The following is a 20,294-nucleotide window of genomic DNA, read 5'->3' as shown; positions in this document are numbered from 1 at the left end:
CCTGAAGGATGCCCATGCCCGACCGCCCACGTCCCTTGCGCAAGCTTGGATTCCTCACCATTGGCCTGTTCGATCCGGCGGATCCCGCCCCGGGCCACGAATCCACGTTGCAGATCATCGAACTTGGCGAGCGGCTCGGATTCGACAGTGCCTGGCTGCGCCACCGCCATCTGCAGTTCGGCATCTCCTCCCCCGTTGCGGTGATGGCCGCAGCCAGCCAGCGCACCTCCCGGATCGAGCTTGGAACCGCGGTGACCCCGCTGGGCTGGGAAAACCCCTTGCGCCTGGCCGAGGACCTGGCCACCGTGGATCTCCTGGCCGGGGGACGGATCAACCCGGGGCTGAGCGTGGGGGAACCGATGCACTACGACACGGTCAAGCACAGCCTGTACCCGGATTCCTCGGAGTCGGAGGACTTCAGCTATGCCCGCGTGGACCGGCTCGCGCGTCTGATCGCCGGGGAAACGGTGCGGGACTTTTCCGGCAAACAAGGCGTAGTCGAGGAATTCTCCGGCCGCGTCGAGCCGCACTCACCCGGGCTGCGGGACCGCCTTTGGTATGGGGCGGCCAGCAGGAAGTCGGCCGTCTGGGCCGGGGCGAACGGCTTCAACCTGCTCTCCAGCAGCGTGGTCTTCCCCGAAACTGGCCAGGAACCGGACTTTGCCCGGATTCAGCAATCGCAGATCCGTGCCTACCGTGAGGCCGCCGCGACCTCAGCACAAGCGCAGGGACCGGCCCGGGTGTCGCAGGGCCTGGTGGTGATCCCGACCGATTCGGCTTCGCAGGATCAGCGGGAGAAGTACCAGCGGTACGTCGATGAACGCACTCCCCGCACACGGGCGCCGCAGGGGCCAAAGGGCATGCTGTTCGCCCCGGATCTCATTGGCACCAGCGAGGAAATCGCCGAACAGCTCTACGCGCACGCAGGATTCCAGGAAGTCAACGAAGTGGCGTTCGCACTGCCCTTCAGCTTTGACCACGAGGATTACATCCAGATCCTCACCGACATCGCCGGCAGATTGGGTCCGGCCCTGGGATGGACGCCCGCCGGGAGCCGGTCCGCCCCGGATGGGCCGGCCCCCACATAGGACAACGCCGAGGGCATGCGGCGGGTGCCGGTTCCGTCGTCGGACGCTGCTACCGGGTAAGTACCTCGGGGTGAGCCCCGTCGCCAGGCATGGCAGTCAGGTGCGTTAGCGCGACAGGTGATCTATGGGGCGCGATAGGTTGGGGCAGAACCGGACAGGAAGATGCCCATGGGTTACGCCCACTACTTCCCAGGCCTTACGGCCACCGCCGACGTCATCGCCGATGCCAGGAAGATCATCGAAGCCTCCACGGTAACCATCTGCGGCCCGGCCGGCCAGGGACCGCCAATCCTGAACGAAAAGGACGGAATCCGACTGAACGGCTTCAAGGCTGCCGGGGAGGCCTACGAGACCTTTCACCTGCGCGGCATCAAAGCGCCGCCCACCCCGACATGTGCACGTTCTGCACGACAGAGAACCGGCCCTACGACGTCGTGGTCACCGCCATCCTGATCGCCGCGGCGGTCCGGTCTCCGGGCTCCACCACCGGCACCATTCGCAGCGACGGCCGGTGGGACAACTGGGCTGCCGGCGTGGACCTTTTCGAGGAGACAGTGCGCCTGCTGACCGAGGACGAGAAAATCGCGCTGGAACTCGACGCGGAGGCCATGCGCCCAGCGCCTACCCCACACACCGACAGTTCCTAAGAGTCACAGCAACCGTGGCCGAATACCGCGCCGTGTCCCACCAGCGCTTCTCCGCCTGGCGACAATGAAGCCGTCCTCAGCGAGAACGGATAACGCTACCCTCACAGAGCCCCAACAGTCATGCAGCCAGCCGGACGCCCTGCCATGAACAGTCGTGGAAGCAAAAACAGGCAACGGCACAGCACGCGACAGGTTCCTCCCAACCCGGAGAAGGTCATGCAGTTCCACCAAAGGCCGACCATGAACGAGCAGAACAGTCCACCACAACCGAAAAGGAGGAGCGAGATGAACAACCAACATCGAGCAGAAAAGAAATTTTCCGCCGAACGTTCTCAGATCATGTTGGCCAACCCAACAACGTCTATGAACAGGTACCAAAGAGCAAACACTCCAGCACAAGAACCAGGCAAGGAGGCAACCGGCCACACCACCAGCCGCCAATAAAAAAGGCCCCCGAAGGGGCCCTTCACAACACAACATGTGCACCAGTCAGAGGCTAAAAAGCCCCTGAACAGGGAAAACACTGTGCCCGAGGTGGGACTCGAACCGGGCGACGCTGGCCGCGCTTTTCTGTACGGGGCAAACCACGGGCTGGGACTCAGCGATGGTCATGGCTTACGGCCTCCTTCGAACATCTCATGGTCAGAACAATCATTGAGACCATGATCAGAACCCTCGCCAGCCGAATAAGGCTTATCGTTCTGTGGCAGATAGCTTCTGTTGGTACTGCTGGTCTGGGTAGTTGGTACTGAGGTTCTGGGAACTTGGTACCGGCCCTTCGCTGGTCTGCTCGGGGCCGGCACCATGTCCTGGGTGGTGTCTATTCCCAGTGGTCCGGCTGGGCACGGGCCCTGTCGTCCCGGAGCTGTCGCATGTCCACATCGCCGAGGTTGAGTTGGCGGGCGTTGTTGGCCAGCCGGTTCACGATCGAGTCCGCGGCCACCCGGTCCGGTAGGGCCTCGACCCAGTAGGCCGGACCGGACTGCGACGCGATGAGCGTGGGCAGGCGATGTTCCCGGTTGGCCAGGACCGCGAAGAGGTCGTTGGCCGCTTCGGGGTCGATGCCCACGGTGAGGAAGTCATCGATGACCAGCAGATCCACGTCCGAGAGCTCGTTGAGCAGCTTCTGGTGGCCGATGCCGTCACCGCGGGCGATGACCAGTCGGCGGGCGAGGTCGTCCATCCGGGTGTAGGCGACGGTGTGTCCGCTCTGGCAGGCGGCGATCCCGATCGCGCAGGCCAGGTAGGTCTTGCCGCCACCGGTCGGGGAGATGACCAGCAGGTTCGTGGGGTCCTGGCGCCATTGGTGGGCGGCGTAGCGCTTCATCCGGACCGGGGTGATCCCGCGTCCTTCCTGGTAGTTGATCTCGGCGACCGAGGCTTGCGGGATGGGGAACCTTGCGGCCCGGATGAGCTTGTCGATCCGGTGGGCCCGGCGCTGTTGGAGTGCGTCGTCCACCGCGGTGAGGAAGATCTGCTCGGGAGTGAGCTCGTCATTGGCCTCGTCGGTGACCAGTTCCTCGAACCGCACGGCCAGGTGCGCGATGCGCAGGGTCCGGAATTTCTCGTGGTCCTCGCTGGTAAACATCAGCCCTGGCCTCCCTGTCCGCCGCGCCGGTAGTGCTCGGCCGAGCGCACATGCACCGCCGCCCCGATGCCTGCGCCGGGATCGGCGCCGCCGGCGGGTTTGCGGGTGGCCGCCGCCGGTGTGATTGTTCTGGGCTTCTTGGTGTCGGAGTCAATGGTGGCCATGATCCGCTTGATCGTGCTGTAGGTTCCCGGGCCCTGACCGGTGTCGAGCAGGACCTGACAGGCTGCCTCCAGACGGGCCTTGTTCCGCTTGCCCAGGGACTCCAGGATGTTCTGGCAGTCCAGATAGCCTTGGGCCTCCACAGTGTGCCGGTCGATGATCCCGGCGATGACCGCCTCCGTGGCCGGCCCGAAACCCCGCGCCCGGTCCGTGAACCACCGCTTGGACCACAGCCCGTCGATACCCCGGTGCCGGGTCGGGGCATGCCCGGCATCGGTCGAATACTGGCCCTTCCGGCCCTGCCGTCGGACATGCTCACAAATCACCTGGTCCCCGTCGAAGACGGTCACCGTCGTGGACGTGACCCGGACCCGCAGCAGCTGCCCGGCATAGGTGTAGGGCACCGAGTAATGCTGGGAATCGCAGCTGACGTGGTAATTCCGTCCGACCTTGAGCTGCTTCCATTCCACCGAGTCGAACCCGTCGGCCGGCAGCGCCTGGAGCAGGCCGGACTTATCGGCGGTGAACCGTTCCCACCGGGTGCAGCCATCGGCCCGGGGAATCCGCTCGTTGATCTCGACCAGCCGGGCCCCGATCGCCTCGTTCAGGGCCTGCACCGTGGTGAAAACCTCCTCGGCCAGATAACCGATCACCCGCTTGTTCACCACGTTCACCGCCGACTCGGCCGCGGCCTTATCGCGAGGTCGTTTCGCCCTGGCCGGCACGATCCCCGTCGAATAGTGCTCGGCCAGCTGCTGGTACCGGGCGTTGAGCACCCGGGCCGACTCGCCCCGCTTCGGCCGATGGGTCGACGTCGCCGGATTGTCCGGGACCACCAGCTGCGGAACCCCACCATAGAACGAGAAAGCCGCCACATGGGCGGCAATCCAGGACGCCGATGTCATGTCCGTGTACCCATGGCAGAACACCGCCCCGGAATACGGCAGCACCGCCACGAACAGATACACCCCGGTCACCTCCCCGGTGACCGCGTCCACCACTTCCAGGGTGTCCCCGGCCCAGTCCACCAGCATCGCCCGGCCCGGCTCGTGGCGCAGTGTCGCCACGACATCGGTCACGCGGGCATGCTCGGCGAACAGGGCGCAATACTGTGAATACCCGTACTTCTTCCCGCCGTTCGCGGTGCCCGAAGCCAAATACCTGCTCCAGGCCTGCTGAAGGGTGAAATGCCGGTTCTCCCTCATCGAGGCCAGCACCCGATCAAAATCCGGGCGTTCGTATGCCTCCGTGACCCTCTTACGGCCATCGGGAAACAACCTCGCGATCTCCTGCGGGGACATCGCCCCGACCTGCCCGGCCGTGAAGCCGTAAGCCGCGATCATCTTCTTCGCCGCAGCCACGTCACGGCGTGAACACCCCGCCCTCGCGACGATCTCGTCATAGCTGCGACCAGCAACGGCCAGGGTCATAATGGCCTTGAAATCGGCCATGCTGCCTCCTCACATAGGAAAAGGCGGCGCCCAATGCACCGCCTCACCCACAGCGCAGCACCCACAGGCCACGACAGTACCAACTCACCGGAACAGCAGTACCAACAACCCGGAACGCCAGTACCAACTAACGCTATCTGCCAGTTCTGCACAGCGGCAACGTAAGGCATCGATATTTGCTGCTGTCAGAGGTAGCCATGGACGCCGTCAAATGGCTAACCAGATGGCTTGGGGCGCACTCCGAGTGCGCGCCAAGGGGCCGCCGAACATGACGTCGAAGCATGACCGGCACCTGGTGGATCAAATTTCCTGCACACGCCAGTTCGATCCCGCGCAGAAAGCGCAGAAATACGGGCACTTAGGGGGCCACGGCGCTCATCGCCCGCTTCGACGCCGTGACAACCCCACTCGGAATGTCACCGCGCAGGACTGCGTCGAAGTTCTGCCATACGGTAGCGATCCGGCGCTGGACGTTTTCCCAGCCGACGCCTGCCATGTGAGGGGTGCAGACCACGTGTTCCATATTGACCAGCTCGCTGGCGGTGTCCAACGGCTCCTTCTCGTAAACATCAAGCCCGGCCCCCGTGATGCGCCGCTCGCGCAGGCTTTCGATGAGTGCGTCCTGGTCCACGACTTCGCCGCGGCCGACGTTGACCAGAACGCCGCCCCGCTTCATCAGGGCAAGCTCGTCGCGCCCGATCAACTTGTTTGATTGCGCATTGAGCGGAAGGCTCAGGCAGACGACGTCGGATACCGCCATCAGCTCCTCCAACGGGACGGGTCGGGCGGGGATCATTTCCGAAACGGTCAGCGGGATCTCAGCATTGTCATAGAAAACCACGTTGGCGCCAAAGCCGTGGTGAACGATCTTGCCGACCCAGCGTCCGATGTTCCCCAGCCCGACAATGCCGACTGTCTTGTTGTAAAGCTCGGAATAGGACGTCTCATCCAGGTCTTCGCGCCATTTTCCCTCGCGCAGCAGCTGCGTGGAGGCAGGAATCCGGCGCAGCACCGTCAGCATCAGCGTAAGCGCGTGCTCGGCGACCGAGATGGAATGGGTCTTCATCTGGGCCACCGGAACACCCAGGTCGTCCAGGACGTCGAGCGGGAGCTGTCCGTAGCCGGAACTCATGTATTGAATAAACTGCACGTTCGTTGCAGCCCGGAACACCTCTTCGGGAACATCGACGCCGGAGATAAGGAAGTCCGCGTCGGCGGCTTCACGGCAGATCTCCGAAAGATCTGCCTCTAGCGGCATCACTTTCACTTCGAAGCCCTCCGGCGTCGAATCCAGGAGACGGTCGATGTAATCCTTCAGTGGATTTACGAATAGAACCTTGTAGGTCATCTGTCCGCATCTTTCTTGGGTCAATGTCTGTCGACGGCGACATGACAGTCTGCTGAGCAGGGCACGAGGTGCCTGCGAAGGGTTATTCGCCCGTCACGGGGGCGGCCGGTGTGCCGGCCGCCCGCCTGTGAGTTATGCCGGCAAGGCTTTTACGACGGTGTCGAGTACGTCCTGAGTTGCGGCTGTTCCTCCCAGGTCGCGTGCCAGGGGTCCTGTTGCCAGTGCTGCCTTTACTGCGCTCTGAATGTTTTGTGCTGCATGGGTGCAGAGGTCGTCGCCGTGTCGCTCGCCCAGCCATTCCAGCATCATGGCGGCGGAGAGGATCATCGCGGTTGGGTTTGCGATTCCCTTGCCCGCTATGTCCGGGGCGCTGCCGTGGGACGGCTGGAACACGCCATGGGTGAGGCTGACGTCGGCAGAGGGTGCTACGCCAAGGCCGCCGACGAGGCCGGCTGCGATCTCCGAAACGATGTCGCCGAAAATGTTCTCAGAGACGACGACGTCGTACCGTTCCGGGTCCGTCACCATGTACATCGATCCTGCGTCGATGTAGTACTTTGCACTTCCGATATCGGAGTTTTTGGCGGCGACTTCGTCGAACACTTTCTCCATGAGGACGTTGCTGCGCAGGGCATTGGATTTATGCAGCAATGTCACGTGCCCCGGGGTTCCCCGCTTGCGGCGCGTCCGCGCCTGGGAAAATGCGACGTCGAAAAGCTTCTCGCAGGTGGCCCGGGTGATGGTCATGCGGTCGCTGGCACTCTCGTCACTGTGCTCATGGTGGTCGGCCAGGCCGGCGAACATCCCTTCGGACGTTTCACGGATGACGAGCATGTCAACGTTCTTCGCCTTGACGGGGCTCTCGACTCCCGGAAAAAGCCGGACCGGCCGCAGGCTTGAAAAGAGCCCGTAGTGGGCGCGCATTTCAACCTGTGCGCCCAGTTCGAGTCCTTCCGGGCCGCGGACGTCCGGCAGACCCATCGCGCCGAACAGTACAGCGTCCTGTTTGCCGATCTCGTCCATGTCGGCAACGGTGATTTTTCTTCCGGTACGCCGGTACAGGTCGGCACTGAAGTCGTAGAACGTGTAGTTGAGGTTCAGCCCGTATCGGGTTTCGCATTCCTTCAGTACGGACAGAGCCGCTTCAACGACCTCAGGTCCGATTCCGTCTCCGGGGATGACGGCGATGTCATAGTGAGCCATGATTTTCCTGCCTTGCTGATCACGAGCGCTTCCGCGCAGCTTGGTCACCCGGGGTCGAAAGCTTTGCCTCTAGCGGCAACTTCCACCCGGAAATCCCACCAAGTGGGAAGATCTATTTGCTAAGTGGGAAGACGATAGCAGCGGACTCTGCTGCCCACAAGATGCCTCACGCCTGTTGCGCGGCTCACATTGCCCTGCTATCGTCTATCCGCTCGCTGGCAAGCATCTCCCACTGGGTGGGAAATTGATGCTCCGGGATCTTTGCACTCAATGATGCAGGCAGGAAGAACATGACGCAGGAACTTGATTTTGAGGGAAACTCCCTCCCGCTCCAGGGCATCCGTGTACTGGAGCTCGGCAGCTTCATCGCCGCGCCGTTCGCAGGACGTCTTTTCGGCGACTTCGGTGCCGAGGTCATCAAGATCGAAAAGCCCGAGGGCGGGGACGAGCTCCGTGACTGGAGAAAGACCCGCGGCAGCACGTCCATGCTGTTCCGGACCATTGCCCGGAACAAGAAATCTGTTGCCCTGGATCTGCGCTCGGAAGCCGGCCGCGAGGCGGCCAAAAAGATCGCTGCCCACTGCGACGTGGTGATCGAGAACTTCCGGCCCGGCACACTCGAGAAATGGGGCCTGGGCCCCGAAGTCCTCCAGGAACTCAACCCGGACCTGGTCATGGTGCGCATCTCCGGATACGGACAGACCGGGCCCTACAAGAATCGCGCAGGCTTCGGCAGCTCCGCCGAGTCCTTCGGCGGCCTCCGTTATGTCACAGGCGAGCCGGACCGCCCGGCGGGCCGCGCGGCCGCCAGTATGGGCGATACCGTGGCCGGCCTCTACGGCGTGATTGGAGCCCTGATGCTCATGCTGCAGAAGGCCCGCGGGCTGGACACCGGCAGCTCCAAGATCGTGGACGTCGCCCTTTACGAAGGCGTCTTCAGCCTCCTGGAATCGCTAGTCCCGGACTACGACGCCTACGGCATGGTCCGCAAACGCACCGGCGGTGCCCTGCCCGGTGTCGTACCCACCGGTTCATACCTCTGCCAGGACAACCTCGAAGTGGTCATCGGGGGCAACTCGAACTCCGTGTTCGTCCGGCTTATGCGGGCCATCGGCCGCGACGACCTAGCAGAGGACGAAACCCTCCTCACTACCGAGGCCCGCGGCGCGCGCGAAGAGGAGCTCAACGGTGCCATCTCCGCCTGGACCGGCAGCATGCCGCTCACCGAGGTCCTCGACAAGCTGGACGATGCCGGAGTCCCTGCAGGGCCGGTCTACGACGCGCCCAGCATCGCGGTGGACAAGCACTACCTGGCCCGCGACATGATCCAGACACACGAGGTAGTGGTCGACGACGAGCCCGAGCTGATCCGGTTCCCGGGCGTTGTCCCGAAGATGCCCGGCCACCAGGGGCAGGTCAACTGGGTCGGTCCCGAGTTGGGCCAGCACACGAATGAGGTGCTGCAGGAGCTTGCCGGCATGGACGCCGAGCAGATCGAGGTCCTGGGACTGCAGGAGGTGCGCTGATGCAGGTCGAAATCACTGATGTCTTCCTGCGCGACGGGCTGCAGGACGAACCGGTCATCGTCTCCATGGCCCACAAGCTGGAAATCGCCGAGGCCCTCATCGCAGCCGGACTCAAACGCATCGAGGCCGCCTCCTTCGTGAACCCGAAGCGGGTGCCCCAAATGGCCGATGCCGCGGACGTCATCTCGTCCCTGCCGGCAGTGGAGGGAGTCCGCTACACGAGCCTCGCCCTCAACGGTAAGGGCATCGAACGGGCAGTAGATGCCGGCGCTACTGACATCCAGGTGGTCACCTCGGCCAGCCAGGCGCACAGCAACGCCAACGCCGGACAGGCCATCGAGGACGCCCTCGCCGGCATCGGCGCCACCGTCGCCCGTTACCCGCAGACCCGCTTCTTCGCGGGCATCTCCACGGCCTTCACCTGCCCCTTCGAAGGCAGCATCGACCCCGGTCACCTGCTACGCCTGGTGCGCGCCTTCAAGGACATGGGCATCAAAGACATCGGCCTGGCCGACACCCTGGGCACCACGCCCACCGAAAAGGTGCTGGCCAACCTGGCCCACGTGCGGGACTCGGAGCCGCACCTGACGTACTACCTCCACCTGCACAACGCCCACGGCCAGGCCTTGGCGACGGTGGGCGCTGCAGTAAGTGCCGGCGTCGTCCGTTTCGACGCCGCCGTGGGCGGATTCGGTGGCTGCCCCTTCGCTCCCGGTGCCCACGGCAATGTCGCCACCGAAGAGCTCGTCAAGTACCTGCACGACGCCGGCCACGTAACCGGCATCGACGAGGACGGCCTCACCGAAGCGGTCCGCCTCGCCCGGGAGATCGTCTCGCACTCCCCCGCGGTCCTGCTTGATCCCGCCCGCTAAGCACGCCACAAAACACGCCACCCCCCATAACAATTCCTACTTACCGTTCTGGAGACGATGATGTCTACAAGCCCACGCACCACGGAATCCACCACTGAATCAACGGACATGGCCATGAGCGAGACCAGTCCCGGCCCAGCCGGAGGCACCCAACACCCCGTCACGAAAACAGTCGGAGCACGCCCCGGTACCCACTACCCCGGCCGGCTCGGGTTGCGCATCGCCAGCATCCCCGCTCCCCTCTACTTCATCCTCGCCGCGCTGGTCCTGGCGGCCGCCCTTACCGGAAACCTTCCGGACACCATGGTGGCCGGCTTCGCTACCACCATCCTCCTGGGCGGGCTCTTCATCTGGATCGGCAACCTCTTCCCGGTGGTCCGTGACTTCGGGCTGCCGACCATCCTCTGCACATTCGCCCCCGCCACCCTGGCCTTCTTCGGCGTCATGCCTGAAAACCTCGTCACCGTCGTGCAGAACTTCATCGATGGCCACGGCTTCCTGGACTTCTTCGTGATTGGCATCATCGCCGGCTCCATCCTGGGCATGCCCCGGGCGCTGCTGCTCAAGGCAGGACCCCGCTTCGCGGTACCTGTCGTGGGTTGCCTGATCGCCACCTTCGTCCTGGTGGGACTGCTCGGACTGGTGACGGGCTTCGGATTCGTCCAGGGCATCCTCTTCATTGCCGCCCCGATCATGGCCGGCGGCCTGGGTGTCGGAGCGCTGCCGATGTCCAAAATGTACGGCTCCGCAACCGGAACCGATTCCGCCGCGTTCATGGGCGACCTGATGTCCGCCGTCGTCATGGCCAACGTGGTGTGCATCCTCATCGCGGGCATCTACAACGGCCTGGGCAAGCGCAAGAAGCAGCTCTTCGTCGGCTTCAACGGCCACGGCCAGCTGATGCGGATCAAGGGCCGGTCGGACGAACTCACCCTGCCTCCCAAGCGCGACACTTCCTCCTTCATCGCCCTGGGCAAGGGCCTTCTCATCGCCGGCAGCCTTTTCATCTTCGGCAACCTGATGGCCGCGCTCGTTCCCGGACTGCACCCCTACGCGTGGGCCATCATCGCAGCCGCCGCGGTCAAGATCTTCGGGCTCTTGCCCAAGGACGTGGAGGAATCCACCGCCGACTGGGGCGACCTGATCGGCGCCGTCCTGGTACCGGCTCTGCTGGTCGGCGTCAGCCTGACCTACATCGAGATCCAGGACGTGCTCGCTTCGCTGAGCAACCCGCTGTTCATCCTGCTCACCGTCTGCACCGTCGTCATCGCGACCCTGACCTCCGGGGTCCTCGGCTGGCTGGTGAAGTTCAACTTCGTCGAAGCCTCCATCACACCCGGGCTGGTCATGGCCGATACAGGCGGCAGCGGCGACGTGTCCGTGCTCAGCGCGGCCAACCGCATGCACCTGATGCCCTTCGCTGCCCTCACCAACAGGCTCGGTGGAGCGCTGGTGCTCTTCGTCACTTCCCTGATCGTGCCGTTCCTCACCTGACCGGCTTTACCTCTACTACAGCAATGACGACGGCGGTGCCCCCATCGCGGGCGGGGCACCGCCATGCCACTCACCGATAAGGACCTCCATGACCAGCACCAGCACCGAAATCCTGTCAACCGGGACAACCCGACTTCCGGATGAAGGCCACGTGGCCGCTATCATCGCGGACGTCGTGGCAGAGCGTGCCGGGCACCTGTTCGGCCTGATGGGCAATGGCAACGTCCACTTGATCAGCCGGCTGACGCGCCGCAGCTTTCCCTTCACCTCCGCCCGCCACGAATCGGCAACAGTTGCAATGGCCGACGGATATTACCGGGCAACCGGAAACATCGCAGCAGCGACCACCACCTACGGCGCCGGGTTCGCCAACGCCTACACCACCCTCGCCGAAGCCCGGATTGCCCGCATCCCCCTTGTCCTGGTCGTGGGCGACGCGCCCTCCACCGGCCCCCGGCCCTTCGACATCGACCAGGCCAAAGCAGCAGAGGCCGCCGGAGTGGTCACGCTCGTGGCCGGCTCCGGCAACGCAGACGCCATCACCCACCGCGCCTTCGACCTGGCACTGCAGACCGTCCAACCGGTGGTCCTGGCCATCCCCTACGACCTGGCTACGGCCCCGCCCTCGGTGCCCCAGCCCCTCGAGCCATTGCTCGCCAAACCAGCTTGGCCCGCCGACCCAGCAGACCTGGACCGGGTGGCTGAGCTTCTCGCTGTCGGCAAGCGGCCACTGATCCTGGGCGGGCGAGGCATGCTCATGGCCGACGCCGTGGCGCCACTTCTCCAGCTCGGGGACCGCCTCGGCGCGCTCTTCATGACCTCGCTCATGGCAGCCAACGCATTCAACAGCCCTTGGGATCTGGGCATCGCAGGCGGCTTCACCAGGCTTCACCGCCTGGACATCGGCCGTCAAGCAGACGTGGTCCTGGTGGTGGGCGCCAGCCAAAACCTGTTCCAGACCCGCTATGGCACCCTGTTCCCCGCGGACACAAAAATCATCCGGATCGATAACGAACCGGACACGGGCAACCTGCCATCCGCAGAGTACATTCGGGCGGACATCCGCCCATTCGTCGACGGCCTGCTGGAACGCGTCCCCGCGGCCACGACAACAACATGGCGCGACAATGCCCCTGAAGTAGCAAGCCCGGAGTTCCGCTCGTCCCTGCCCACTGAAAACCCCGAGGAGTTTGGCCCGGACGGGCGGCTGAACCCACGCGCAGTCGTCGCAGCCCTGGACGGAATCCTGCCCGCGGAACGGTCCGTGGTGATGGACGGCGGGCACTTCATCGGCTGGGCACCCATGTACCTTTCAGTGCCGGATCCCCACGCCATGGTCTTCGTCGGTACCGCATTCCAATCCATCGGGATGGGTTTCGGATCTGGCGCCGGTGTCTCCGTTGCCCGTCCTGACCGGACGACTGTACTGGTCAGTGGCGACGGTGGCGGTCTGATGGGCCTCGCCGACTTCGAAACGTTCATCCGCGCCACCCGCAGAGGTGTCGTAATCGTGCTCAACGACTCGGCCTACGGTGCAGAGCTGCACCAGTACGCGGCCAAAGGGTTGCACGATCAGGCGATGTTGATTGACGAAGTGGACTTCGCCGCGGTCGGCCGCGCCCTTGGCACTTCGGGCGTGAAAGTCCGCACCCTGGCAGACCTGCAGAAACTCCAAGAGTGGCTAAACACCAATGATGAAGGAGTTTTCGTCCTGGACGTAGCCATCTCACAGAAGGTCGTGGCCGAATTCATGGCAGAATCTGTGGCCGCCAAAGGCTAGTCCAGCGTCATAGGCTTTTCATATGCCGACTCCTGAAACCAACGGAAGCAACCGCACCCTCGAGCGCGCCGCAGCCATCCTTGATGCCGTAGGCCGGTCAGCCGTGTCAGCCAGCGAACTGTCCCGGAAGACCGGCCTCTCGGTGTCCACGGCGCACCGCCTGGCCCTGCAAATGGTGGATTACGGATTCCTGCGCCGCACCGAAAGCGGCACCTTCCGGCTGGGCGACCGGTTCATCCGATCGGCGTTGGAAAACGCCGGCTTGCCCGTCCTCCAGGAACTGCGGGACCGGACCGGCGAAACCGCGCAGCTATGGGTGCGCCGGGGAGATGAACGCGTTTGCCTGCTCAGCGCGGACAGCCAGCATGAACTCCGCGCGATTCTGCCCGTGGGTTCACGGCTGCCCCTCCCCCAAGGTTCCAGCGGCAGACTGTTGGCAGCCGACGACGACGCCGTTGCCGAGTTGGCTGCAGTTGGCTGGATCGAGTCCGTCGGTGCCCGAACACCAGGACTGGGATCGATAAGCGCTCCGGTACAGACTGACGAGGGAATTATCGCCGCCGTCTGCCTTGCCATGCCGCTGGCGCGAGTGAATAAGTCGCCGGGACAGGACTTCGGCAACCAGGTTATGCAGGCAGCCAAGAAAATTGCCGAAGCGGTGGAACCAAGATAATTCGCTGTGGCTGTCTCTGCGAAGCGAATCTCCACGGTCATATAAGTCGGAGGAAGGTTAGTTGACGGAATATCCCTTATCAGCGTTCAAGCGGGACGAATAGGACAGATGTGAGAACCCCGTCTCAGCGCTTCAATACAGCCACGATGCGTGGTTCAGGAGTATGGGTCTGCGATATGTTGTCACGTAGCCCTTGAATAGCGTTCCAGTACAGCTTGCTTTGGATCAGCATGAGCTGCTCGCGGGACATTCCTGTTGCCGCACGGAAGTCGAGGATTTCCTTGGCGTTGCACATGGCTGCCCGGTCTTGCTTTGATCTGCCGGAGCAGGTTTCCAGCGGTGACCGCAATTTGTGGGCATGAGAAGCCGGGGCGGGCGCTCAGGGACTGCCCGCCCCGGCTGTCCTGTGGGTGGGCTAGCGGCGGGTGTCGCCGTCGGTTTCGATGCGTTCCTTGCGGACCTCTTCGTCGACGGTGACCTCGTCGGTCACGGTGTCCGTTTCGAGGCGTACCCGCTCCACCGGAACGGTTTCCTTATCCACGACGGGCCGTTCCTCGTGGAGGGTGACTTCGTGTTCCTCGTCGCTCAGGTCCGGGCCCGACATTGCGGCGGCCCGGTTGGCGTCCGTGATGGGTTCGCGTTCGATCCGGACTTCCTCGCGCCGGACCGGCACGGTCTGCGTGACGTTTTCGGTGGTGACGTATTTGCGCAGCCGGGCCCGGCCAGTGGCCTGCCGTTCGGTACCGACGTTCAGCCGCTCCTCCGAGCGGGTCATGGCATCATCGGTGGTCGGCCCGGAGGTGTCGTGGCCCACGGCGCCGCTCGCGTCGGTGTCATACCCGGCGCCGGTTGTGGCCGTGTCATCGAAGTCCCGGCCGGTGTCCGTGTAGCTCCGTCCACCGTTGAACTGGTAGTGCTCGTACAGCCGGTCTTCCTCGGACGGCTCCAGATGGCCGTCGGTGTCCACCCGCGGGGCATCCTTGACCTGGTCCTTGGTGTAAGGAACGACGAGATCGTCGCCTTCGACGCGGGAGCCTTCGAGCGGGACGAAGGATTCGGAGGTGCCGAAGAGGCCGGTCCTGGCCGTGGCCCACGTGGGCTGGCCGCTGTCATCATCTGCGTAGATCTGCCCGATGGAGCCGATCTTGTGCCCGTCAGTGGACAGGATGTTTCCGCTGCGGCTGAGCAGATCGTCGATATGTTCCTTAGCGAGCATGGTGTCTCCTTGGATGTCGATGTTCGATGTCTTTCGGAAGGGGCGGCCACCCGTGTCGGGCCAGTTCCTGTGGCCCATGGCATATAACCTAAGCATGCTTACTACTTGCCGGTCAAGGATATCTTTCAGCTCCCGCCGTGCCGTCAGGATGGGCTGCCTTCGAGGCATCCGGACGGGATAACCGGCTAAGACAACTCGACGTGCGCATCGGGCGTCCGGTTCTATGCCGCCGTTCTTCACGGGACAGGCCGGCGGGAATTCCACTGCCTCGTGCTTGTTCCCCCCGTAGTTGGGTAAAGCACCGTTGTCGCTAGTGGCTGCATCATCGATATAGGCTGCAGCGAAGCAATCTCCCCGTATCTCGTCGTGCGCTCCTCCCGTAGGCGGCAGGATCCTGCGGCGTAAGAGTTTGGGAACAGCTGTTTGGCGAACAGTTTCAGGCAAGCGAGTCCTGACTGTTCTTGTCAGGTTGGCTACACCCCAACCTGACGTTGATGATGTTCTGGTCTCTTGACGTGTTTCCGAAAAAGGCCTAGAACTCAATCCGACTGGTTGATGTCTTGGAGGCACCGGTGACGGGACAGCGAATGGGGTACGTGCGTGTCAGCACGCTGGACCAGAACGAGAAACGCCAGCTCGACGGCCAGGTTTCTTGACCGGGTCTTCACAGACAAAGCCTCAGGCCGGGACACGTCCATACCGCAATTGGCCGAGCTGCTGCGGTTCGCCCGCGACGGGGACACCGTGGTCGTGCACAGCATGGACCGGCTCGCCCGCAACCTCGATGACCTGCGTGCACTTGTCCAGAGCCTCACCCGAAAGGGCGTGCGGGTGGAGTTCGTCAAGGAACAGTTGGTCTTCACTGGGGAGGACTCCCCATGGCCAACCTCATGCTCTCTGTCATGGGTGCCTTCGCCGAATTTGAACGCGCACCGATCAGGGAGCGGCAGCCGGAAGGCATTGCGCTGGCCAAGCAGCGCGGCGCCTACAAAGGCCGGAAGAAAACCCTCACTCCGGAACGGGCGGCCGAGCTGGTGCGGCGGGCGGACAACGGCATCTCCCAGTCTGTCCTCGCCAGCGACTACGGCATCAGCCGGGAAACTGTGTACCAGTTACCTGCGCCAGGCCAAGCTTTCCCGAACCCTCCCTTCAGCCGATTGCTCAAGGTCTGGTCCGGCCTACTCGAGCGCGGCGACGAGGTGCCTCCGTTGGGAAGCAGCTGTGCGCTCCGGACATTTCCCGGTCGGGGTGCCTGGACAACCGTTTCGCTACCCTCGACCAGTCGTGAATCCATAAGCCGGTCCGGATCAGGCTCGTACGTCTGATTTGCTGAGATTTAGGGCCGAACGGGTGTGGCTGCATCCCTTCCTACAACGGTCGTCCACGGGCGAGCGGTCCAAGACGTCACGACGCCACCGGTGACGTATGGATCGGCGGCCGCAAACGCTCTTGCAGCCCCGAGTGCGTTCTCGCCGGTGAAGATCAGCAACCCGCTGAACGGCCCGTCACCAACGGCTCCACCAAGCAGAAGCTCTCCCCGCTCGACTGCTTCCCACGCCGCCCTGAGGTGATCTGAGCGATGCGCTTCGCGGGTTTGAAGGTAGTTGTCTTCGTAGGTGTATTCAAGCACGGCGTGCATTCTTGTTAGTCCATTTCCTATTGGAGGGGAGCGCTGCTGGCAACTTAACACGGGTCTCATCGAACGCCAAACGAACGACAGTTTCAGTCGACGGGTGTCTAGACGTGGAGGTCGAATACGTCGGAGGCTGTTCCCTGTTCGAGGGCGGCAGTGATCACCTCAGGGATGGCAGTGCGGCTCGTTCCCCCGGTGGAAGGGAGTCCAAGGTATAGGAACTGACGCGATGGGCTGCGATGATCCGTCCAGCGACAACCGGTGCACAATCCGGCCGGCGCAGGGCGAATGTGCCACAAGCTATGGCACATCTGCGAAGGGCAGCCACTGCCGGTGTCGGTCAGGCTAACGGAATGACCATTATCGGCAGACTTCACGTCGGCCATGCCGCCGGCGCCGTGGTTGATCGGCGGTTTCACGTAGGGAGTTATAGCCCTGGTGCCGCACCGAGTTGTGCGCGGAGGTGTGAAAGGCGGGCGTAGGCGTTGTCCCGGTATGCCAGGAGTGCAGGCCTGTCTGCGGGATCGATGTCCAGGAAGCCTTGTCCGCTCTTTAGCCCTAGGTTGCCGTTTTTGACGGTGGCGGTGAGGGTTTCCGGGACGGCGAAGCGTTCTCCGTAGGCCTTTTCGAGGGTGCGGTAGGAGGATTCGTACACGTCCAGCCCGGCCATGTCCCCGATCGCGAAGGGACCGAAGAGCGCCAGACGGAATCCGAAGGTGTTGCTCACGACGGCGTCGATCTGTTCGGGGGTGGCTGCGCCGTCGTCAACGATCTGGGCTGCTTCCTTGTACAGGGCAAACTGGAGCCGGTTGGCGACGAATCCGGGCGTGTCAGCCACCCTGGCGGGGGTCTTGCCCAGGGCACGGATAAGCTCTTCGGCGAGGTTGAGGACGTCGGGGTCGGTGTCGGGGCCGGGGATGAGTTCAACGCCGGGGATGAACGGGGCGGGATTCATCCAGTGGACGCCGAGGAACCGCTCCGGGGTGTCCACAGATTGGGCCAGTTCTCCGATGGGGATCGCGGAGGTATTCGTGCCGATAACTGCCCGGGGCAGTGCAGCGGCCGAAATCCGCCGGAGGATGGCGGCCTTCAGGGCGGGTTCTTCCGGAACGGCCTCGGCGATGTAGTCCGCCGCCACCACGGCTTCCTCGATGCTGCCGGCTGCGGTCAGGTTTCCCTCGATGGTCTGGGCGGCGCCGTCCGGGAACAGCCCGTGCGCCTCGAAGCCGCGGGCTTGTTCGATGAGCCTGGCGCGTGCGCGCTCGGCCGTGTCGCCGTCGACGTCGCCAAGGGCCACTTTGTAGCCGTGCGAGGCCAGCACCTGGGCGATTCCGCCGCCCATATAGCCTGAGCCAACAACGGCCGTGGTTGTAATCGTGTCAGTACTTGCCATGAGTATGCTCCTGGGAAAGAGGGTGGGGCGCGCGGGACTGATGGGCCGGCCGGATCAGCGGATGGTGTAGCCGCCGTCGATGGCCAGCGTGTGGCCGGTGATCATTGAGGCAGCGTCGCTGAGCAGGAAAGCCACCGCGCCCGCGATGTCTTCTGGTTCGCCGAACCGTCCGATGGGGATTCTGGAGAGGAGTTCGGCGGCCCAGTCCGGCCTGCTTAGGGTTGATGCGGTCAGTTCCGTGCGGACGAAGGTCGGTGCGACGGCGTTCACGCGGATTCCCGCCGCAGCCCATTCCAGGGCCAGGATTTTGGTCAGGTGGATCAGGCCGGCCTTGCTGGAGCCGTAGGCTGCCCGTTCCTCGATGCCGACGATTCCTGCCTGCGATGCGACATTGACGATGGCGCCGGGCGTCCCCCGGTCCACCCAGTGCCTGGCGATGGCGGTGGTCAGGAAGAAGCTGCCTTTGAGGTTGGTGTCAAAGACGGTGTCCCAGTCATCGGCGGTCAGTTCCAGCGCAGGCTTGGGCACGTTGACCCCGGCGTTGTTGACGAGCAGATCAATGCCACCGCTTTCCTGCAGTAGGGAATCAGTGAATTGCCGGATCGTAGTTGTTTCGGTGATGTCGACCGGGAGTGCTGGAGTGCCGTAGCGTTCGCTGATCTGGCGGGCGGTTTCGGTGTCGCGGCTGGTTCCGTAGACGGTGGCGCCGGACTCGGCAAGGCCGTCGGCGATGGCCTTGCCGAGCCCGCGGGCTGCTCCGGTGACCAGTGCTTTCTTGCCGTCGAGGCGGAAATTGGGCACCTGTGGTCCTTAGCTGCCGAAGGTGTGGTCCGACCAGGGCAGGGAGGTTCCGCGGTACTTGGCGGCCCTGACGTCTCCGGAGCGGGCGTGGCCCTCGAACCGTTCGACCCTGGACGCGCGGCCGCAGAGTTCGCCGAAGAAGGCGCTGGATTCGGTGTTGGTCACTTCCTGGTAGGTGACGGTGCGCAGGTATTTGCCGACCCAGAGGCCGCCGGTGTAGCGGGCGGCGCCGCGGGTAGGCAGGACGTGGTTGGTGCCGATGACCTTGTCGCCGTAGGAGACGCAGGTTCCTTCGCCGAGAAACAGTGCGCCGTAGTCGTGCATCTTCTCCAAGGCTTCGCGGGGGTTTTGGGTGAGGATCTGCACGTGCTCGTAGGCGTACTCGTCAGCCAGCGCGTATGCCTCGTCAAGAGTCTCGACGATGTGGACTGCACCCCAGTCGCGCCATGCCGCTGCGGCGTAGTCACGGGTGGGCATGTCCACGAGGATCGTGTCGATGTGCTCGATGACCTTCCGGCCGAGGTCCTCGCTGGTGGTGATCAGGACGGCCGGTGAGTCGGGGCCGTGTTCGGCCTGGGAGAGGAGGTCGACGGCGACGATGAACGGGTCGGCGTGTTCGTCGGCCACAATCAGGACTTCGGTGGGGCCGGCGAAGAGGTCGATGCCTACCTCGCCGAAGAGCTGACGCTTGGCTTCGGCGACGAAGGCGTTTCCGGGGCCGGCCAGCATGTTGACCGGCTTGATGGTTTCGGTGCCGATGGCTAGGGCCGCTACCGCCTGGATGCCGCCGAGCAGGTAGATCTCGTCGGCCCCGGCCAGGTACATGGCTGCGACGGTGGCGTCCGGGACCTCGCCCTGGATCAGCGGGGTGCAGGCGGCGACGCGTTCCACGCCGGCGACCTTGGCGGTGATGATGGTCATGTGGGCGCTGGCCAGGAGCGGATACTTGCCGCCCGGGATGTAGGCTCCTGCGGCCTGGACCGGGACGTTCTTCTGGCCCAGGAACACGCCGGGCATGGTTTCGATTTCGAAGTCGGTCAGGGACTCACGCTGCTTCTGCGCCATGACGCGGACCTGTTCCTGAACGAACTTGATGTCCTCAATCGTCCGCTCCGGAACCCGGGCCATGATCTCGTCGAGCTGCTCCGGGCTGAGCAGGAACGATTCCGGCGCGTGCTTGTCAAACTTCTCGGAATATTCCCGGACGGCCGCGTCACCGCGTTCGCGGATATCGGCGATGACACCTTCCACTGTCGCGCGGACCTCCGGGGTACTCCCCCGGGACACGCTGTTCCGTGCCGGTTCCTTCAGCATCGTGGACTTCACGGCCGAGCCGATTTCGTTTGTAACCGTCATCAGGATTACCTTTCCATCTTCATTGATGGGCGACCTCTGGAGCGCCCGGGACCAGGCCAACCG

The 20,294-nt window shown here is 63.8% G+C and carries 19 protein-coding genes and 1 pseudogene; 10 read left to right on the top strand and 10 right to left on the bottom strand.

All coding sequences use genetic code 11. The annotated features are described in order from the left end of the window. Window positions 1-14: 14 nt before the first annotated feature. The 4 genes from ACFRAU_RS16785 to ACFRAU_RS16770 all read left to right on the top strand — a co-directional run bounded on the left by ACFRAU_RS16785 (window position 15) and on the right by ACFRAU_RS16770 (window position 2,179). Entirely contained in the window at window positions 15-1,088 is a 1,074-nt protein-coding gene (locus ACFRAU_RS16785) for an LLM class flavin-dependent oxidoreductase (protein ID WP_378000784.1), read from the top strand. A 168-nt stretch (window positions 1,089-1,256) separates the two neighbouring features. Continuing rightward, on the top strand, window positions 1,257-1,541 hold the full coding sequence (locus ACFRAU_RS16780; RefSeq protein WP_378000783.1) for a hypothetical protein: 285 nt from the start codon (window positions 1,257-1,259) through the stop codon (window positions 1,539-1,541). Continuing rightward, window positions 1,523-1,735 (top strand): hypothetical protein, encoded by a 213-nt coding sequence (locus ACFRAU_RS16775; protein WP_378000782.1) that lies wholly within the window; start codon window positions 1,523-1,525, stop codon window positions 1,733-1,735. The genes ACFRAU_RS16780 and ACFRAU_RS16775 overlap by 19 nt, the downstream gene beginning before the upstream one ends. Before the next feature lie 285 nt (window positions 1,736-2,020). After that, window positions 2,021-2,179, top strand: coding sequence for a hypothetical protein (locus tag ACFRAU_RS16770; protein WP_378000781.1), 159 nt, complete (start codon window positions 2,021-2,023; stop codon window positions 2,177-2,179). Between the two features lie 376 nt (window positions 2,180-2,555). Here ACFRAU_RS16770 and ACFRAU_RS16765 read toward each other — a convergent pair whose 3' ends face one another. The 4 genes from ACFRAU_RS16765 to ACFRAU_RS16750 form a co-directional block, all read right to left on the bottom strand. Then, window positions 2,556-3,323 (bottom strand): ATP-binding protein, encoded by a 768-nt coding sequence (locus ACFRAU_RS16765; protein WP_378000780.1) that lies wholly within the window; start codon window positions 3,321-3,323, stop codon window positions 2,556-2,558. Next, a complete protein-coding gene (gene istA, locus ACFRAU_RS16760; RefSeq protein WP_378000779.1) occupies window positions 3,323-4,936 on the bottom strand; it encodes an IS21 family transposase in 1,614 nt (537 codons plus the stop codon). The genes ACFRAU_RS16765 and istA overlap by 1 nt, the downstream gene beginning before the upstream one ends. Before the next feature lie 358 nt (window positions 4,937-5,294). Continuing rightward, window positions 5,295-6,284 (bottom strand): NAD(P)-dependent oxidoreductase, encoded by a 990-nt coding sequence (locus ACFRAU_RS16755; RefSeq protein ID WP_378000778.1) that lies wholly within the window; start codon window positions 6,282-6,284, stop codon window positions 5,295-5,297. Window positions 6,285-6,416: 132 nt separating this feature from the next. Then, window positions 6,417-7,487: an isocitrate/isopropylmalate dehydrogenase family protein gene (locus ACFRAU_RS16750; RefSeq protein WP_378000777.1), complete on the bottom strand. Its 1,071-nt coding sequence runs from the start codon at window positions 7,485-7,487 to the stop codon at window positions 6,417-6,419. Window positions 7,488-7,777: 290 nt separating this feature from the next. Between ACFRAU_RS16750 and ACFRAU_RS16745 the strand changes: the two genes are divergently transcribed. The 5 genes from ACFRAU_RS16745 to ACFRAU_RS16725 all read left to right on the top strand — a co-directional run bounded on the left by ACFRAU_RS16745 (window position 7,778) and on the right by ACFRAU_RS16725 (window position 13,832). Next, a complete protein-coding gene (locus ACFRAU_RS16745) occupies window positions 7,778-9,013 on the top strand; it encodes a CaiB/BaiF CoA transferase family protein (protein ID WP_378000776.1) in 1,236 nt (411 codons plus the stop codon). Continuing rightward, entirely contained in the window at window positions 9,013-9,885 is an 873-nt protein-coding gene (locus ACFRAU_RS16740) for a hydroxymethylglutaryl-CoA lyase (RefSeq protein ID WP_378000775.1), read from the top strand. The genes ACFRAU_RS16745 and ACFRAU_RS16740 overlap by 1 nt, the downstream gene beginning before the upstream one ends. Before the next feature lie 60 nt (window positions 9,886-9,945). Continuing rightward, entirely contained in the window at window positions 9,946-11,379 is a 1,434-nt protein-coding gene (locus ACFRAU_RS16735; protein WP_378000774.1) for a 2-hydroxycarboxylate transporter family protein, read from the top strand. Window positions 11,380-11,467: 88 nt separating this feature from the next. After that, on the top strand, window positions 11,468-13,159 hold the full coding sequence (locus tag ACFRAU_RS16730) for a thiamine pyrophosphate-binding protein (RefSeq protein WP_378000773.1): 1,692 nt from the start codon (window positions 11,468-11,470) through the stop codon (window positions 13,157-13,159). 22 nt (window positions 13,160-13,181) lie between these two features. Then, window positions 13,182-13,832 carry an IclR family transcriptional regulator gene (locus ACFRAU_RS16725; RefSeq protein WP_378000772.1) on the top strand — a complete coding sequence of 217 codons (651 nt, stop codon included), beginning with the start codon at window positions 13,182-13,184 and terminating at the stop codon, window positions 13,830-13,832. Window positions 13,833-13,956: 124 nt separating this feature from the next. Here ACFRAU_RS16725 and ACFRAU_RS16720 read toward each other — a convergent pair whose 3' ends face one another. Further along, window positions 13,957-14,127, bottom strand: a complete 171-nt coding sequence (locus ACFRAU_RS16720; protein ID WP_378000771.1) for a hypothetical protein — start codon at window positions 14,125-14,127, stop codon at window positions 13,957-13,959. A 120-nt stretch (window positions 14,128-14,247) separates the two neighbouring features. Continuing rightward, window positions 14,248-15,048 carry a YsnF/AvaK domain-containing protein gene (locus ACFRAU_RS16715; protein WP_378000770.1) on the bottom strand — a complete coding sequence of 267 codons (801 nt, stop codon included), beginning with the start codon at window positions 15,046-15,048 and terminating at the stop codon, window positions 14,248-14,250. A gap of 572 nt (window positions 15,049-15,620) precedes the next feature. On the opposite strand from ACFRAU_RS16715, the pseudogene ACFRAU_RS16710 reads away from it, so the two are divergent. Next, window positions 15,621-16,182: pseudogene (locus ACFRAU_RS16710) on the top strand (recombinase family protein); the annotation flags it as partial. A 202-nt stretch (window positions 16,183-16,384) separates the two neighbouring features. Here the strand turns inward: ACFRAU_RS16710 and ACFRAU_RS16705 are convergent. The 4 genes from ACFRAU_RS16705 to hisD all read right to left on the bottom strand — a co-directional run bounded on the left by ACFRAU_RS16705 (window position 16,385) and on the right by hisD (window position 20,231). Beyond that, window positions 16,385-16,687: a YciI-like protein gene (locus ACFRAU_RS16705; RefSeq protein ID WP_378000769.1), complete on the bottom strand. Its 303-nt coding sequence runs from the start codon at window positions 16,685-16,687 to the stop codon at window positions 16,385-16,387. A 421-nt stretch (window positions 16,688-17,108) separates the two neighbouring features. Beyond that, complete coding sequence (locus tag ACFRAU_RS16700; protein ID WP_378000768.1) at window positions 17,109-18,074, bottom strand: 3-hydroxyacyl-CoA dehydrogenase family protein; 966 nt, start codon at window positions 18,072-18,074, stop codon at window positions 17,109-17,111. Between the two features lie 54 nt (window positions 18,075-18,128). Continuing rightward, window positions 18,129-18,875, bottom strand: coding sequence for an SDR family NAD(P)-dependent oxidoreductase (locus tag ACFRAU_RS16695; protein WP_378000767.1), 747 nt, complete (start codon window positions 18,873-18,875; stop codon window positions 18,129-18,131). 9 nt (window positions 18,876-18,884) lie between these two features. After that, a complete protein-coding gene (hisD, locus tag ACFRAU_RS16690) occupies window positions 18,885-20,231 on the bottom strand; it encodes a histidinol dehydrogenase (RefSeq protein WP_378000766.1) in 1,347 nt (448 codons plus the stop codon). Window positions 20,232-20,294 lie beyond the last annotated feature (63 nt).

Source organism: Arthrobacter sp. NPDC056691 (genome assembly GCF_042791415.1).
GTDB lineage: Bacteria > Actinomycetota > Actinomycetes > Actinomycetales > Micrococcaceae > Arthrobacter.
This window is presented reverse-complemented; position numbering and strand designations above follow the sequence as displayed.